Origin of the sequence: Kitasatospora gansuensis, assembly GCF_014203705.1 — a bacterium.
In the GTDB taxonomy this organism is placed as follows: Bacteria; Actinomycetota; Actinomycetes; order Streptomycetales; family Streptomycetaceae; genus Kitasatospora; species Kitasatospora gansuensis.
On the sequence record NZ_JACHJR010000001.1, the window covers coordinates 7653785 to 7670193 of the forward strand.

Sequence of the window (16409 nt, forward strand, 5' to 3'; positions counted from 1 at the left end):
AGCCGGAGCAGTCAGTCGGGCAGTTTCGACGGCCACCACATCCGGTGGCGGAGGTCCATGGTCAGGGCCGTGACCAGGACGGAGCGGACCACCAGGGTGTCCAGCAGGACGCCGAGGGCGACCGCGAAGCCGATCTCCGCCAGTCCGACGATCGGCAGGGTGCCCAGGACGGCGAAGGTGGCGGCCAGGATCAGGCCGGCGGAGGTGATCACTCCGCCGGTCGCGGCCAGGCCGGCCACCGCGCCGTCCCGGGTGCCCCGGTGCTGGGCCTCCTCGCGGACCCGGGTCATCAGGAAGATGTTGTAGTCGATGCCCAGCGCGACCAGGAAGACGAAGGCGAACAGCGGGAACGACTGGTCCGAGCCCTCGAAGTCGAAGATGTGCTCGAAGGCCAGCGCGCTCAGCCCGAGCGCGGCCGCGTAGGAGAGCACCACGGTGGCGATCAGCACCAGCGGCGCGGTGATCGCCCGCAGCAGCCCGGCCAGGATCACCAGCACCACGCCCAGCACCAGCGGGATGATCACCTTGTTGTCGTGCGCGGCGGCCCGCCCGGCGTCCAGGATCACGGCGGTGTTGCCGCCCACCTGGGCGTCGGCCCCGGGGACGGCGTGCACGGTGGTGCGCAGCCGGTCGACGGTGTCCTTGGCGGCCTGGCTGTCGGGCGGATCGGTCAGCGTCGCGTAGAACAGCGCGGTGCCCTGACGGACCGTCGGGTCGGTGGCCGCCGAGATGCCGGGGGTGCCGACCGTCGCCGCCTGGACCGGCCCGGCCCGGTCGGCGGCGCTGATCACGGTGAGCGGGGCGCCGGTGCCGCCGGGGAAGTGCTGGTTCAGCACCTGCTGCCCGGTGACCGAGTCCGGCGTGCCGGTGAAACTCCCGGCCTGGCTCAGGCCGTTGGCGTTCAGCGCGAACAGACCGAGGCAGCAGGCGGCCAGCGCGAGCCCGGTACCCACCCAGATCCGGCGCGGCTTACGGGCGATCGCGCCACCGACCCGGGCCCAGCGGCCGTGCGCGGTCGGCTCCGGCGTGCCGTACGCCGGGCGGACCGGCCAGAACACCCAGCGGCCGAACACCACCAGCAGCGCGGGCAGCAGCGTCATCATGGCCAGCAGGGCGACCAGCACACCGATCGCGCAGACCGGGCCGAGACCCCGGGTGGAGTTCATCTCGGCGACCAGCAGGCAGAGCATCGAGGCGACCACGGTAGCCGAGCTGGCGCCGATCGCGGGCCCGGCCCGGTGCAGGGCGAACGCCATCGCCTCGTGCCGGTCCCGGTGCCGTCTCAGCTCCTCCCGGTATCGGGCGGTCAGCAGCAGCGCGTAGTCCGTCCCGGCGCCGAGCACCAGCACGATCAGGATGCCCGCGCTCTGCGCGTTGACGGTCAGTCCGGCGTGCTTGGCGAGCAGGTAGATCACCGCCTGAGCCACCGTCAGGGCGGCCCCGGCCGCCAGCAGTGGCAGCAGCCACAGGACGGGGCTGCGGTACGTGAGCAGGAGCAGGACGACCACCACGCTGACCGTGGCCAGCAGCAGGGTGCTGTCGATCCCGGCGAAGGCCTCCGCCTGGTCGGCGCCGATCCCGGCCGGTCCGGTGACGTGGGTGGTCATGCCCTGGCTGTCCTCGGCGGCGGTGGCCCGCAGGCTGTCCACGGCGGGGCGCAGGTCCTCCCAGCCGCCGGTGCCGATGTCGACCGGCACGATGGTCTGCATCGCCTGCCCGTCCGCCGACGTGACCGGACCGACCACCTGGCCCCGGACGTGCGGGGCGTCCGCGAACGCCATCGCGTCGCGGGCAGCCGCCACCCGGTCGGCCGGGGTGAGCCCGCCGGCCCGTTCGTAGACCACCACGGCCTGGGCGGTGTCGACGGGCTGGAAGGCGCGCTGGGCGATCAGGACCTGGGTCGACTCGGCGGCGCCGGGCAGCCAGCTGGACGCCTCGTTATCCTCGGCGTCGGCCAGCTTGGCGGCCAACGGACCGGTCAGTACCAGCACGGCCAGCCAGATCACCAGCACCACCCACTTGCTGCGCCGTCCGCACGGCAGGGTGCTCAGTCTGCGAAGGGACATGCCGTCCTCCCGGTCCGTTCGGTGAGCGGGCGTCAGCCGGGTGGCGCCTCCAGTTCGTACCAGACGACCTTGCCCTCGTCGGTGGCCCGGCTGCCCCAGCGGTGGGCCAGCTCGTTGACCAGGTACATCCCGCGGCCGCCCTCGTCCGCGTCCTTGGCGTGCCGGAGCCGGGGCGGGCGGCTGTCCACGTCGGCGACCTCGATGGTCAGCAGGCGGTCGCGGAGTATCCGCAGTTCGACCGGTGAGCCCGCGTGCACCAGGGCGTTGGTGATCAGCTCGCTGGTGAGCAGCTCGGCCTGGTCGACCAGGCCGGTCAGGCCCCAGTCGGTCAGGGTGCGCCGGACGAAGCGGCGGGCGTGGCCGACCATCGCGTGGTCGTCGGCCAGCGGCAGCATCGCGAACCGGTCCGGGCCGACCGGGCGGGCCTGCGCCATCAGCACGGCCACGTCGTCCTGTCCGGCGGGCGCGTCCAGCGCGGCCAGCACGGCGTCGCAGGTCTGCTCCAGGGTGGCCCGCCGGTCGGCCACCGTCCGGCGCAGCAGGTCGATGCCCTCTTCCAGGTCCTGCCCGCGGCGCTCCACCAGGCCGTCGGTGTAGAGCACCAGGATGCCGTCCTCGGGCAGCGTGAACCGGTGGCTATCGAACGGCACACCGCCCACGCCCAGCGGTGCGCCGGACGGGAGTTCGATCAGCTCGGCGGTGCCGTCGGGCGAGCCGATCACCGGCGGCAGGTGGCCGGCCGAGGCGGCGGTGCAGGTGCGGTCCAGCGGGTCGAAGAAGACGCAGACGCAGGTGGCGAACTGGTCCTCGCCGACCGCCGCCGCCGCCTCGTCCAGCCGACGCAGCACCCGGGCCGGCTCCAGCTCCAGGGTGGCCAGCGTCCTTGCCACCGTACGGAGTTGGCCCATCGTCGCGGCCGCCCGGATGCCGTGTCCCATCACGTCCCCGACGATCAGCGCGACCCGGCCGCCGGAGAGCGGCACCACGTCGAACCAGTCACCGCCCACCTCGCTGATCACGCTGCTCGGCAGGTAGCGGTGGGCCAGTTCGAGCCCGAGCGTCCGGTGCACCTCCTGCGGCAGCAGGCTGCGCTGCAGGGTGAGCGCGGTCTCCCGCTCCCGCCGGTACAGCCGGGCGTTGTCCATGCAGACCGCCGCCCGGGCCGCCAACTCCTCGGCCAGCGCCACGTCGTCCTCGGTGAACGGCTCCGGGGTGTTGCCGGTCCGGATGAACTCCGCACCGCCCAGCACCACCCCGCGGGCCAGCAGCGGCACCATCAGGTACGAGTGCACGCCCGCCGCCAGGCTCGGGGCCACCCGGTCCGGCGCGGCGACGATCCGGTGCAGCGCGGCCTCGTCCACCTCGGAGACCAGGATCGACCGCCGGGTGCGCAGGCTCTCCGCGTACAGCTTGGCCGACTTGCTCGCCTCGCCCACCGCGTCGGCCGCCCCGGCCATCACCACCGAACCCTGCACCTCACCCACCGCGACGGCGCGCAGCATCGCGGGCCCGTTCTCGGGCGGCGGGGCCGGCTCCTCGCCCTCCAGCACCGACTCCAGCAGGTCGACGGTGACGAAGTCGGCGAACCGGGGCAGCACCACCTCCACCAACTCCCGGGCGGTGCGGTGCAGATCGAGCGTGGTGCCGATCCTGCTGCTGGCCTCGTTCAGCAGCAGCAGGCGCTGCTGGGCGGCATGCGTCTCGTCCAGCGCCTGCTGCCGCAGCCGGGCCGCGTCCCGCTCACGGGTGTAGAGCAGCGCGTTGTCCACCGCGACGGCCGCCCGGGCGGCGAGCTCGGTGGCCAGCGCCAGGTCCTCCTCCTCGTAGCGACGTTCCGTCAGGTTCCGGTAGAACGCCGCCACCCCGACCGCCGCCCCGCGCGCGATCAGCGGCACCACCATCAGGGAGCGGACGCCGTCGGCGCGCATCCGCGCGGTCAGTTCGGGGGTGTCGGCGAACCAGTGCAGCGCGGAGCCCTCGATCGCGGGCAGCAGCACCGGGCGCCGGTGGGTCAGCGCCCAGGCGTACGGCGCGGACGGCGGGTAACGGTGCACGGTGTCCACCGGCGCCAGCGGGGTCATGGCCGAGCCGGGCACGGTGTGGAAGGCCATCCGGCGCAGCACCGCCGAGCGGTCCGCCGGGCTGGGCGGGGCGGCCGACTCGCCCCGGGCCAACGTGTCCAGCACCTCCACCACCACCGTGTCGGCCAGCTCGGGCGTCGCCACCTCGGCCAACTCCTGGGCGGTACGGGCCAGATCGAGGGTGGTGCCGATCCGGGTGCTGGCGTCGTTGAGCAGCGCCAGCCGCTGCTGCGCCCGGGCCGCCTCGGACTCGGCGCGGTACCGCTCGGTGATGTCCACGATGGTCGAACTCACCCCGAGCACCCCGCCCTCGGGGCGTTCCAGCCGGAAGTACGAGGCGGACCAGGCGTGGTCGTGGGTCGGGTCGCCGGGCGTACGGCCGTGCGACCGGGCGTCGATCACCGCCTCGCCGGTCTCGAGCACCCGCCGCATCACCGCCTCGATCTCGGTGCCGTTGATGCCCGGCAGCACCTCGATGACCCGGCGGCCGAGCTGGGCGGCGACCGGCAGGCCGTTGGTGCGGGCCAGCGCTTCGTTCAGCCGGACGAAGCGCAGCTCGGTGTCGTACACCGCCATGCCGACCGGGGACTGGGTGAAGAAGCCGTCCAGCACCGCGAGGTCGGCCCGCAGCCGGTGCACGGCCGTCACGTCCGAGGCGACCGCGAGCACCAGTGGGAGCCCCTCCGGGCCGAGCACGGGGTGGGTGCGGAACTCCAGGTTCACGTGGTGGCCGTTGCGGTGCAGCACCGGGAAGACGCCGGACCAGGCGCGGCCCTCGAGGATGCTCCGGAACAGCTCCTGCACGCCGGGGCGCTGCGCCTCGGTGACCAGCAGCTGGGCGGCCCGGGCGCCGACCGCCTCGTCCGGCGAGTAGCCGAGCAGGGCCTGGGCGTCCGCGCTCCAGTGCAGGATGCGGCCGTCGGCCGCGATCAGCGCCGTGGCGATCGGGACCATCAGCAGGCCGCCCTGGTCCGGCTCGCCTCCCGCGGCGTCGAACGGGAAGGGGCCGGGGCCCGGCTCGTCGGTAGGCATGTAGTCGGTAGGCATGTATTCGGACCACCGCCCGGGGGTCGGACTTCCGTCCTGCCATGGTCCCACGCGGTGGGGTGGCCCGCCGGGGAGTGTTTTCGGCCTGGTCAGGCGGGGTGGTCAGGCGGGGTGGTCGGGGCGCAGCACCAGGTCCAGCAGGCCGGGGAAGCGGGCGTCGAACTCGGCCCGGCGCAGCCGGTTGACCCGCTTGGCGCCCTGGTCGCGCTGCTCGACCAGGCCGGCCGCGCGCAGCACGGTGAAGTGGTGGCTGAGCGCCGCCTTGCCGACCGGGACGTCGAAGCTGCCGCAGCTGCGGGTCCAGTCGGCGTCACCCGCGAGCTCACGGACCAGCTGGATCCGGACCGGGTCGGCGAGGGCCGACAGGGCGGTCTCCACCGGGACCTGGTCCGGGTCGCGGTGGACCGGGGCGGCGCGGTGGCCGCTGCTCGCCGTCTGGTCCGGCATGCCGATATCTCCTCTTGCCTGGTGTTCGATGAAAATCATACACTCCGAGTGTTCGCTTTCGATTGAACACATGCCGAGGGACGGTGCTGTCATGCGCGTGGTGGAGTTCCAGGAGTACGGAGGCCCCGAGGTGCTCCGCCCGGTGCGGGCCGAGGTGCCCCGGCCGGGGCCCGGGCAGGTCACCGTCGACGTGGCCTACGCCGGGGTGAACTTCGCCGACCTCAAGGCCAGGTCGGAGGGCTACCGGGTGCCGACCCTCCCGTACGTGCCCGGTCTCGAGGTGTCGGGCACGGTCCGCGCGGTCGGCGCCGGGGTCACCGGGCTGACGCCGGGTCAGCAGGTGGCCGCGCTCACCGCCGGCGGTGGCTACGCGGAGGTGGCGCTCGCCGAGGCCGGCACCGTCTTCGCCCTCCCGCCGGGGCTGGACCTGCGGACCGCGGCCACCCTGCCCACCGTGCTGCCGACCGCGCACGCCCTGCTGCACGAGGTCGGGCGGCTGCGCGCGGGTGAGAGCGTCCTGGTGCACGGCGCGGCGGGCGGCGTCGGCACGGTGGCCGGGCAGCTGGCCCGGGCCGCCGGGGCCGGTGCGGTCTACGGCGTGGTCTCCTCGGCGGCGAAGGCCGCGTACGCGCGCGGATTCGGCTACCACGACGTGTTCGTGGACTCCGGCGTCGAGGGCTCCGACTTCGCGGAGCAGGTCGGCCGTGCCACCGGCGGCCGGGGCGTCGACCTTTTGCTCGACCCGGTGGGCGGGGCCACCCTGCGGCGCGGCCTGGGAGCGCTGGCGGTGTACGGGCGGCTGGTGTCGTACGGCAACGCGGGTGGCGAACCGCCGTGGCAGCTGGGGCAGTCGGACCTCGCCACGCACGGCCGCTCGGTGGCGGGCTTCTCCATCCTGACGCTGGCCCGGACGGACCCGGGGGCGCTGCGCGCGCTGGCCGAGCGGGCCTTCCGTACCGTCACCGAGGGCGGGGTGGAGCTGCCGGTCACCGCAGAGTTCCCGCTCGACCGGGCGGCCGAGGCCCACGAGCTGATGGGCAGTCGGACCTCGACCGGCAAGCTGCTGCTGCGGGTGGCGCAGTGACCACCCCGAACCGCGACCTTGAAGGGTTCCACTTCTGATAAGGATTCTGATCGTCGGCGCCGGAGCGACCGGTGGCTTCTTCGGTGCCCGGCTCGCCGAGGCCGGACAGGACGTCACCTTCCTGGTCCGCCCGGGCCGGGCAGCAGTGCTGCGGGAGCGCGGGCTGCGGATCATCAGCCCCGAAGGGGAGGACGTGATCACCCCTCAGCTGGTCACCGCCGCCGAACTCGGCTCGCCGTGTCGTCTGTATACACGCCGACAGGGACGAACCGGTTGGAAAGTGGCGGATCGTGCCCGAGTTCTTGGCACACGGTGCCCGTTCGTCCGTCCGGCGGCTGTACCCCGGTGACTTCGCGCGGTGCCGCAGCCGTCGGCGAGCGCGTCTCCGGCCGCGACGACAGCGGGCAGCGGCCTTGAGTGAAGTCACCGGGGTACGGCCGCCGGTCGGCGTGACGATGGCCGAGTCCCGGGCCGGTGAGAGGATCTGCGCCTCGCAGGGCGTACCCCCTGCGGGCGAGCCACGGTCTGCCCCGAGAGCCTCGGGGCAGACCGTGGCTCAGGTTCAGCGGAACAGGCTCCCGTAGGAGGCGACGTAGCCCGGGGCGGGCGTGCCGACGCCGGTGACGTCGTCGTAGCCGCGCACCGCGTGCAGCGAGCTGTCCTTGCCGAGGCTGCGTACCGAGGTGCGCAGGCCGTCGGTGGCGTCCACGGTGTTGGCGAAGTCGACGCGGGCGACCGCGAGTTCACGGTTTGCGCCGAGCGGCCGGTCGGTCACGTCGTGGTAGAGCGGCGAGTCATAGCGGGCGTAGATCCCCGGGTTGGCGAAGCCGATCGGGAGGTGCCGGGCCTGCTGCGCCAGTGCCTGGACACCCGCGATGACCGGGGCGGCCAGCGAGGTGCCGCCGATCCGGTACTCGTCGTAGGAGACGGTGCCGTCGGGCCAGGACTGGGTCTGGCCGACCAGGAAGCCGGTGTTGGGGTCGGCGACCGCGGCGATGTCGGGGATGGTGCGCATCCGGGTCGGGCCGTTGGCCTTCGCCAGCGAGTCGGGCACCACCCCGCGCTGGTAGAAGGGCTGCTTGACGGTGGCACTGGTGCCGCCGCCCGCGCCGCCGGTGTAGGTGCCCGGGAAGTCGGTCCAGCTCTTGCCGTCGGCGGAGAGGGTCGCCTTCTGGGTGCCCCAGCCGGTCTCGAACTGGTACCGGTCACCCTTGCCGACGGCCAGCGAGGTGCCGCCGACGGCGGTCACCCAGGCCGAGCTGGCGGGGATGTCGACCTGCTTTTTGCCGGTGCTGGCGACCTCGTCGCCGTCGTCGCCGGAGGAGAAGTAGAAGCCGATGCCCTCGATCGCGCCCAGTTTGAAGGTGCGGTCGTAGGCGGCCGCGGTGTCCGAGGTCTGGTTGGCCTCGATGTCGCCCCAGGAGTTGGAGACGATGTCGGCGAGCCGGCTGTCGACGATCTTGTTGAGGGCGTCGAGCAGGTCGGGGTCATTGCAGGAGGCACCAGCGACGTACACGATGTTCGCGTCCGGGGCGAGCGCGTGCACCGCCTCGACGTCGAGGGACTCCTCGCCGTACCAGCCGGAGGCGTCGCAGTCCTCCACGCTGTTGTAGGAGGCCGGCAGGACCTCGGTGTACTGGCCCTTGCGGTAGGGCTGGTCACCGTTGCGCTTGGCGTACGCGGCCGCGTCGGCCGCCATGGTCGGCGAGGCGTAAGCGTCGGTGATCGCGACGGTCACGCCCTTGCCGGTGTACTTGCCCGCACCGTAGGCGGCGCGCAACTGCGTGCCGGTGTATCCGTGGACGGCGTACGGGATCTTCGTACCGTACGCGTCCGGCAGCGTGTTGGCGGTGTTCGAGCCGTAGTAGGTGGAGAACGGCCCCGCGTTGCGGAAGCCGGCGCCGGGGCCCGGCAGGGTGTCCTTCGGCTCGGCGCGGTGCGGCGCATTGTCCAGGCCGGTGACGGTGAGCACGGCGTCGGCCAGCTCGCGCGGGGCGGAGGCGGCGTGTGCCGGGGCGTGGAAGGTGTGGCCGTCCTTGCGGTAGTCGTGCAGCGGTGTGGCGAACGCCTTCTGCACGGCCGCGGCGTCGCCGGTGACCGCGAGGTAGTGCCGGCCGTCGCCGGTGACGCTCAGACCGGAGGACCTCAGCCACGCGGTGACCGCTGCGATCTGCTGCGGGCTCGCGCCGAAGCGCTCCTCGGCCTGCTGGGGCGTCAGGTACTTGCCGTACGAGGGCGAGGCCGGGTCCGAGACCGCGGTGGCGTAGGCGGTCAGCCCCTGGGCGTCCCGGCCGGCGAGGTACACGCGGGCACTGACCTGGGTGGATCCGGCAGTGGCCCCGGCGTCGGCGGCGCTTCCGGTCCATTCGGGGGCCGTGCCCTCCAGGGTGGCCCGGCCGTCCGGGACGGTCTCCGCCTGTGCGGACGGAATGCCGACGGCCAGCGTGCCGGCCAGCAGCGATACGGCTGCCATGGCCCGCAGGCCGGTACGCCGATGGATGCGATCGGTGGTCATTGAGCGATCCCCCCTGGGATGTCCTGGCGGATTGTCAGGTGCGGATCGTATCGACCACTTGTCGCATTCCCCAGTGATGGAAGCCAGTTGATCCATCGTCAGGTGAAAGCTTTACCCAGACGTGGGTGACCTCCTGCCGGGGGACAGTCGGCGGGGCAGCGCAGAGGTGACGGACGGCAGCACGACGTCCAGGGGATACGTGACGGGCGAGGCCACCCTGGCGGCCGATACGACGCCGACCGCCGCCAGTGGAGCTCGACCGGATGCTGCGGGTCGGCCTGGGCTCGTACGGCGGCCACTGCCTCCAGCAGGGGCCAGCCGTGGATCTCCACCGCCAGTGGCTCCTGCGGCTGCCACCCGCGGGAGACCGCCGCATCGAGCAGGGCCCGGACGGTGCCCGGTTCGTGCAGGTTCAGGGCGCTGCCGTGGGTGTAGCCCACGTCCCCCGAATCCGGCCTGTGAGGCGCTCGCCCAGCCACCGCCGTCGCCGACCCACAGGCCCCGAGCCTCTCGCGCCGCCGTCCAGGCGTGGTCGCGGGCGTGGTCGGCGGCCAAGGCGCGCAGTAGGGCCCGCAGTTCGCCCGACGTGGCGACCGGCGGCTCGGTGCCCAACGGAGCGGGATCGGCGAGCCCGGCCGGCGGCGCGGCGAGCACGCCGAGCAGTCGGTCGGCCAGACCGGTCCAGCCGGGATCCAGACCGAGGCTCAACAGACCTCGTTGGGACAGGTCACGGGTCGTCAGGCCGGTGGTCGCGGTTCTGGGTCGGAGCTTCCTGTCCGGGTGCTGCCGTGCGTTCTCGCCTCGCTCGTGCCGGGCCGAGAGTGTGGTCAGCGCCAGTGGTGCTGTCCGATCCCGGCCCGGCGCGACTGGCTTGCCCGCTGCGCCCCCGGACTGCCGGTGAGCCGGCCCCGGGCAGAGAGCCGGTCTCCGTCTCTGTCGCTGTCCTGCTTGGCCGTCCGCCCTGCGCAGCCTGGTTGCGCCGAGGCCGTCTGGGGCGATCGTCCAGACCACTGTGCGGCTGCTCCTTGCCATAGCCGGTCGGTTCGCTGCTCAGTGAGCGGCAGCTTCCTCGGCCGCCTGTCCGGCCGCAGTGGCCCGGCCCTGGCAGCTGGACCGTCAGGCTGCCATCCGGCTCCGGCTGTTGGCCCCTGCCACCCGCGTTCGCTCCGGCTGTCATTCGCCCGCCCGCGTTTGTCCCGGCCGGCTGCCCGCCAGGGCCGGCGGCTGGGTCGGCCGCCGGCCCTAGTGGTCGCTGGCCCTAGCTGTGCTGCCGGTCGGTCTCAGGGCTCGAAGAGCGCTGCGGCCACCGCCGCTGCGCCCACCAGGCCCGCGTCGGTGCCCAGTTGGGCGCGGTGGAGGTGGAGGGAGGCGGCGAAGGGGAGGGCGGCGTAGGTGGTGAGGTGGGTGCGGAGTGGGGCCAGCAGGAGGTCGCCGGTCTCGGCGACGCCGCCGCCGATGACCGCGGCGTCGAGCTCCACCAGGGTGGCGGTGGCGGCGATGCCGGCGGCCAGTGCGCGGGCGGCCCGGTCGAAGGCGGCGAGGGCGAGTGGGTCGCCGGTCCGGGCGGAGGCGGCGACTGCGACGGCCGACGCGTCGTCAGCCGGGGGGCGCCAGCCGGTGTCCAGTGCGTACCGGGCGATCGCGGTGCCGCTGGCGTAGCGCTCCAGGCAGCCCCGGCTGCCGCACGGGCAGGGCTCGCCGTCGAAGGCCACCGAGATGTGGCCGATGTGCCCGGCGTTGCCGGTGGTGCCGGTGTGCAGCTCGTTGTTCAGCACCAGCCCGCCGCCGACGCCGGTGGACACCACCAGGCAGAGCGCGTTCCGGTACGGCCGGGCCGCGCCGTAGCGGTGCTCGGCCGCCGCGATCGCGATGCCGTCCCCGGCCAGCGTGACCGGCAGGCCCTTGACGGCCGGGTGCGCGGCGATCCGTTCGACGATCGGGAACCCGCGCCAGCCGGGGATGTTGACCGGGCTGACGGTCCCTCGGGAGATGTCCACAGGACCGGCGCTGCCGATGCCGAGCGCGGCCACCCGCGGCCACAGCGCGGAGTCGGCCAGCTCGGTGAGCGCTTCGGCGGCCGCGGCGAGGACGGCCTCGGCGTCCCGGTCGGCCGGGGTGGGCCGGCGGGTCCTGGCCAGGACGGCGCCGTCGGGGGAGACCAGCGCTGCGGCGATCTTGGTCCCGCCGACGTCCAGGGCGGCGAGCAGGGCGTCCGACACGGTGCTTCTCCTCCCGGCGCGCGATCGGGTGGGGCGCGCCGGTTGGCCATTCTGGCACCTGGTCAGGACCGGACGGATGGTCACGTTCCCGTAACGGCGATGCAGCGAGACCGACAACTGCGGCTCGTAGGCTGCAGGGACCGATATACGAGGAGTACCGTGCCCCAGCCGCCCGCCTGGCTCGCCCACCCGTTCCGCTGGCAGCGGGGCCCGGTGCCCTGGCCCGCGCTGCTCCGGGGTGCGCTCGGGATGGGGCCGGTGCTGGCCGCCGGTCTGGCCACCGGGCACCGTCCGGCGGCGATCGCGGCCGGTCTGGGCGCGATGTTCGCCACCCTCAACGACCGGCCCGGCACCCGTCGGGTGGCCGCCGTCCGGATCGCCGTACCGGCGCTGGCCGGTGCGCTCGGGTTCTTCGGCAGACTGGCGCCCGGCTGGTGGGCGCTGCCGCTGCTCACCCTGGTCGGGCTGCTCTCCGGGGCGGTCAGCGTGGCGGGGCCGGTGTGCGCGGCCGCCGCCGTTCAGCTGCTGGTGCTGACGGCGGTCGGCGCCGGGATGCCGCTCGCGGCGCCGCCGTGGGTGACCGCGCTGTGCTTCCTGGCCGGGGCGCTCTGGCCGCTGCTGCTCCGACTGACCGTCAGCCCGTCCCGGGCGGACGGGGAGCGGCACGCGGTGGCCGCCGTCTTCGACGCCCTCGCCGACGCGCTGGACGCCGTCGGCACCCCCGCCGCCGAGGCCGCCCGGCGCAGGCTGACCGGGGCGCTCGACCAGGCCGACGAGGCGCTGCGGCTGTGGGGTCCGTGGCACCGGATCACGGGGCGGCCGCTGCTCGGACGGTTCGCGGCGGCCGCCGCGCTCTGCGAGGCGAGCGTCGCGCTGCTCTGGGAGGGCACCCCGCTGCCGCCCCGGGTCGCCGAGGGCCCGCGCCTGCTGGCCGCCGCCGTCCGGGCCGGGGCGGCGCCGGGTGCGCTGCCCGCCCCGGTCTCGGACACCGCCGCCCGCAGCGCCTTCGACCGCGCGGTGCTGGATGCCACGCTCGCCTTCGCGGATCCGGTCGTCCCGTCCGTTGTGCCACCGCGCAGCCGCCCAGGCGCGCGTCCGCTCGGTCCGGTGGGGCGGGAGAACGGCCTGCGGGTCGCGGTCTGCGTCGCCGTCAGCACCGCCGCGGCGCTGCTGCTGCGCGCCGACTACTGGTACTGGCTGCCCGTCACCGCCGCGTTCCTGGTCAAGCCCGACGTCGGCCCGCTGTTCTCCCGGGTGGTCAACCGCTGCGCCGGTACCGCGCTCGGAGTGCTGCTGTTCGCCGCGCTGCCGACCCGAGGGGCGGAGCTGGCCGCCGTCACGCTGGCCGGGGCGCTGATCCCGCTGGCGGGCCGTCACTTCGCCGCCCAGACCGCCGTGATCACCGTCACGGTGCTCGCCTTCGTCTCGCTCGGCGGGGACACCCGGGCCTCCGGCACCAGGCTCGCCGACACCGCGCTGGCCTGCGCGATCGTGCTGGTGGTCGGCCACCTGCCCCGGCTGGCGTCGACCCGTACCAGCGTCGGCCACCGGTTCGCGGTCGCGCTGCGGCACGCCAGGCACTACCTGGAGCACGTACTCTCCGGTGCACCCGAGGGCCCCGAGCGGGCCGCGCTGCGCCGGACCGCGTACCGGGCGCTGGCCGAGGCCCGGGCCGCCGCCGAGACCGCCGCCGCCGAACTGCACGCCGACCGGAACTGGCTGCCCGTCACCGCCCGGGCCGAACGGATCGTCGACGCCACCACCGCCTGCGCCGTCCGCCTCGACCACGGCCGCCCCACCCCGGCGGCCCCGACCGCCCACCGGATCACCACCGAACTGGCCGCCCTGGCCGACACCCTGGACGGCCTGACGCCCGACACCCCGGAGGCCGCCACCGCCCCGGCCGACTGCCGCACGCTCAACGACATCGTGGGCGAACTGCACCGGATCCGTACGCTCACCGACGCTCGTTAGACTGGCCCAATCCCACTCGTACGGCGGTCAGCGGCGACCGCCTCCCACCCTTGACCTGGAGTTGAACCCTCATGCCGCTGGCGCTCGTCGCCCTCGCCGTCACCGCCTTCGCCATCGGCACCACCGAGTTCGCCGCGATGGGCCTGCTGCCGCAGATCGCCGGGGACCTGGACGTGTCCATCCCGCAGGCCGGCTGGCTGATCACGATGTACGCGGTCGGGGTGGTGATCGGCGCCCCGCTGCTCACCGGAGCCTGTGCCCGGCTGCCCCGCAAGGGCGTGCTGATCGGCCTGGCCGCGCTGTTCACCGTCGGCAACCTGCTCTGCGCCGTGGCGCCGACCTTCCCGCTGCTCGCCGCCGCCCGGCTGATCACCGGGCTTCCGCACGGCGCGTTCTTCGGCGCCGGAGCGGTGGCCGCCGCTGAACTGGTCGCCCCGCACCTGCGGGCCCGGGCCGTCTCGGTGATGTTCTCCGGTCTGACGGTGGCCAACATCGTCGGCGTGCCGGCCGCCACCCTGCTCGGCCAGCAGCTCGGCTGGCGGGCCGCGATGCTGGTGGTGGTCGGCATCGGCGCGCTCGGCACCCTCGCCATCGCCCGGCTGGTCCCCGCTCTGCCGAGCCACCCCGGCGCCGGGCTGCGCCGTGAGCTCTCCACCTTCCGCAGCGGCCAACTCTGGCTCGCGCTCGGCACGGTGGTGTTCGGCTGCGCCGGACTGTTCGCCTGCTACAGCTACATCACGCCGATCCTGACCGAGGTGGCCGGCTTTTCCGAGGGCTCGGTCACGGTGGTGCTCGCGTTGTTCGGCGTCGGCATGACGCTCGGCAACGTGATCGGCGGGTACGCCGCCGACCGCGCGCTGCGGCCGGCCATCTGCGCGACCTTCCTGCTGATGGCGATCACACTGGCGGTCTTCTCGGTCACCGCCCGGACGGAGTGGTCGGCCGCGGTCACGGTGGTGCTGATCGGACTGTTCGGCTTCGCGACCGTACCGACCGTGCAGACCCTGGTGCTGCAGAAGGCCCGACGCGCCCCGACGCTGGCCTCGGCGACCGTCCAGGGGGCGTTCAACCTGGCCAACGCGCAGGGCGCGTTCTTCGGCGGCCTCGCGCTGAGCGCCGGGTTCGGCTGGGTCTCACCGGCGCTGGTCGGTGCGGGGCTGGCCGCGCTCGGCTTCCTGATCGCCGCCGCCTCCTGGGCCCTGGACCGGCCGGGCGAGCAGCCCGCCCCGGTCGAACCGGGCGTCGGGGCGGTGCCGCAGCACGTCGCCTGAACCGTGCAGCGGCCCGTCCGCACCGGAGCGCGCACGAGAAAGGCAAGGAGGTGAAAACGCTCCTTGCCACTCTCAACTTATAGCGCGCCCCGGGGCTTGCCGCAAGGCCCCGGTGATCATGGAGAATCGTCGGTCGAAGCCGGAACCGGCTGATATCCATGGGGGTTTGTGATGATCGACGTAATCGTGGCCGGCGGCGGGCCGACCGGGCTGATGCTGGCCTCCGAGCTGCGGCTGCACGGTGTGCACGTGGTCGTGCTGGAGAAGCTGGCCGAGCCGACCGACCAGGGCCGGGGGCAGGGTCTGCACGCGCGCAGCGTGGAGTTGATGGACCAACGGGGGCTGCTGGAACGGTTTCTGGCGGTCAGTGAGAAGTTCCAGGTCGGCGGGCTCTTCGGCGGCATCATGAAGGCGTGGCCGGACCGCCTGGACACGGCTCACCCGTACGGCCTCGCCACCCCGCAGCCGGTCACCGAGCGGCTGCTCAACGAGCGCGCCCTCGAACTCGGTGCGGAGATCCGGCGCGGCAGCGAGCTGGTCGGGCTGAGCCAGGACGAGGACGGCGTGACCGTCGAGCTGGCGGACGGCAGCCGGCTGCGCTCGCGCTACGTGGTCGGGTGCGACGGCGGTCGCAGCCTGGTGCGCAAGCTGATCGGGGTCGGCTTCCCGGGCGAGCCCGCCAAGGTCGAGACGCTGCTCGGCGAGCTGGTGCTGACGGAGGATCAGGAGACGATCGCCGCCGTGGTGGCGGAGGTCCAGAAGACCCAGCTGCGGTTCGGCGTCATCCCGCTCGGGGACGGGGTGTACCGGATGGTGGTGCCCGCCGCCGGTGTGGCCGAGGACCGTGCCGTGCCGACCCTGGAGGAGTTCAGGCAGCAGTTGCTGGCCGTCGCGGGCACCGACTTCGGCGCGCACTCGCCGCGCTGGCTGTCCCGGTTCGGCGACGCCACCCGGCAGGCCGAGCGCTACCGGGTCGGCCGGGTGCTGCTGGCCGGTGACGCCGCGCACATCCACCCGCCGACCGGCGGACAGGGCCTCAACCTCGGTGTGCAGGACGCCTTCAACCTCGGGTGGAAGCTGGCCGCCGAGGTGGCCGGCTGGGCACCCGAGGGGCTGTTGGACAGCTACCACACCGAGCGGCACCCGGTGGGCGCCGCCGTACTGGAGAACTGCCGCGCGCAGATCACCCTGCTGGGCACCGACCCGGGAGCGACCGCGCTGCGGGAGCTGTTCTCCAAGCTGATGGACTTCGAGGAGGTCAACCGGTACGTGACCGGGATGATCACCGCGGTCGAGGTCCGCTACGACCTCGGCGAGGGCGACGACCTGCTCGGCCGGCGGCTGCGGGACGTGCAGCTGAAGCAGGGCCGCCTGTACGAGCTGATGCACGGCGGCCGCGGGCTGCTGCTCGACCGGACCGGCCGGCTCTCGGTGGAGGGCTGGGCGGACCGGGTGGACCACGTCGTCGACGTCAGCGAGGAACTGGACGCGCCCGCCGTGCTGTTGCGGCCGGACGGCCACGTGGCGTGGGTCGGCGAGGACCGGGAGGAGCTGCTCGGCGCGCTGTCGAAGTGGTTCGGCGCCCCGGCCGGCTGAGCCCGTCGCCGGGCTGCCGCCGGTCGGCCCCGGGGTTCCGGGGTCCGGGCCCGCGAAGGTGGAGACCGCGCGTGCTGGCGCTGGGGGTGTCAGCACGCGCGGTGACTGT

10 protein-coding genes are annotated in these 16409 nt (G+C 74.0%); 5 read left to right on the forward strand and 5 right to left on the reverse strand.

Annotated features, from left to right (window positions below; all coding sequences use genetic code 11):
- Nucleotides 1-11 precede the first annotated feature (11 nt).
- The 3 genes from F4556_RS34510 to F4556_RS34520 all read right to left on the reverse strand — a co-directional run bounded on the left by F4556_RS34510 (nt 12) and on the right by F4556_RS34520 (nt 5641).
- A complete protein-coding gene (locus F4556_RS34510; protein ID WP_184923228.1) occupies nt 12-2066 on the reverse strand; it encodes an MMPL family transporter in 2055 nt (684 codons plus the stop codon).
- Between the two features lie 32 nt (nt 2067-2098).
- The gene (locus F4556_RS34515) at nt 2099-5194 is read right to left on the reverse strand and encodes a SpoIIE family protein phosphatase (protein ID WP_246511170.1); all 3096 of its coding nucleotides are present in this window, start codon (nt 5192-5194) and stop codon (nt 2099-2101) included.
- 102 nt (nt 5195-5296) lie between these two features.
- Entirely contained in the window at nt 5297-5641 is a 345-nt protein-coding gene (locus F4556_RS34520; protein WP_184923230.1) for an ArsR/SmtB family transcription factor, read from the reverse strand.
- Between the two features lie 91 nt (nt 5642-5732).
- Here F4556_RS34520 and F4556_RS34525 point away from each other — a divergent pair, with 91 nt between their 5' ends.
- Nucleotides 5733-6725, forward strand: coding sequence for a quinone oxidoreductase family protein (locus F4556_RS34525; RefSeq protein ID WP_184923232.1), 993 nt, complete (start codon nt 5733-5735; stop codon nt 6723-6725).
- Between the two features lie 49 nt (nt 6726-6774).
- Entirely contained in the window at nt 6775-7074 is a 300-nt protein-coding gene (locus F4556_RS34530) for a 2-dehydropantoate 2-reductase N-terminal domain-containing protein (protein WP_313069291.1), read from the forward strand.
- Nucleotides 7075-7287: 213 nt separating this feature from the next.
- Here the strand turns inward: F4556_RS34530 and F4556_RS34535 are convergent, their stop codons facing one another.
- Nucleotides 7288-9240: a S53 family peptidase gene (locus F4556_RS34535; RefSeq protein WP_184923234.1), complete on the reverse strand. Its 1953-nt coding sequence runs from the start codon at nt 9238-9240 to the stop codon at nt 7288-7290.
- A 1280-nt stretch (nt 9241-10520) separates the two neighbouring features.
- Nucleotides 10521-11459, reverse strand: coding sequence for an ROK family protein (locus F4556_RS34540; RefSeq protein WP_184923236.1), 939 nt, complete (start codon nt 11457-11459; stop codon nt 10521-10523).
- 159 nt (nt 11460-11618) lie between these two features.
- On the opposite strand from F4556_RS34540, the gene F4556_RS34545 reads away from it, so the two are divergent.
- The 3 genes from F4556_RS34545 to rox all read left to right on the forward strand — a co-directional run bounded on the left by F4556_RS34545 (nt 11619) and on the right by rox (nt 16300).
- Nucleotides 11619-13433, forward strand: a complete 1815-nt coding sequence (locus F4556_RS34545) for an FUSC family protein (protein WP_313069036.1) — start codon at nt 11619-11621, stop codon at nt 13431-13433.
- Nucleotides 13434-13504: 71 nt separating this feature from the next.
- Complete coding sequence (locus F4556_RS34550; RefSeq protein WP_184923240.1) at nt 13505-14704, forward strand: MFS transporter; 1200 nt, start codon at nt 13505-13507, stop codon at nt 14702-14704.
- Nucleotides 14705-14875: 171 nt separating this feature from the next.
- Complete coding sequence (rox, locus tag F4556_RS34555) at nt 14876-16300, forward strand: rifampin monooxygenase (RefSeq protein ID WP_184923242.1); 1425 nt, start codon at nt 14876-14878, stop codon at nt 16298-16300.
- The last annotated feature ends 109 nt before the right edge of the window (nt 16301-16409 follow it).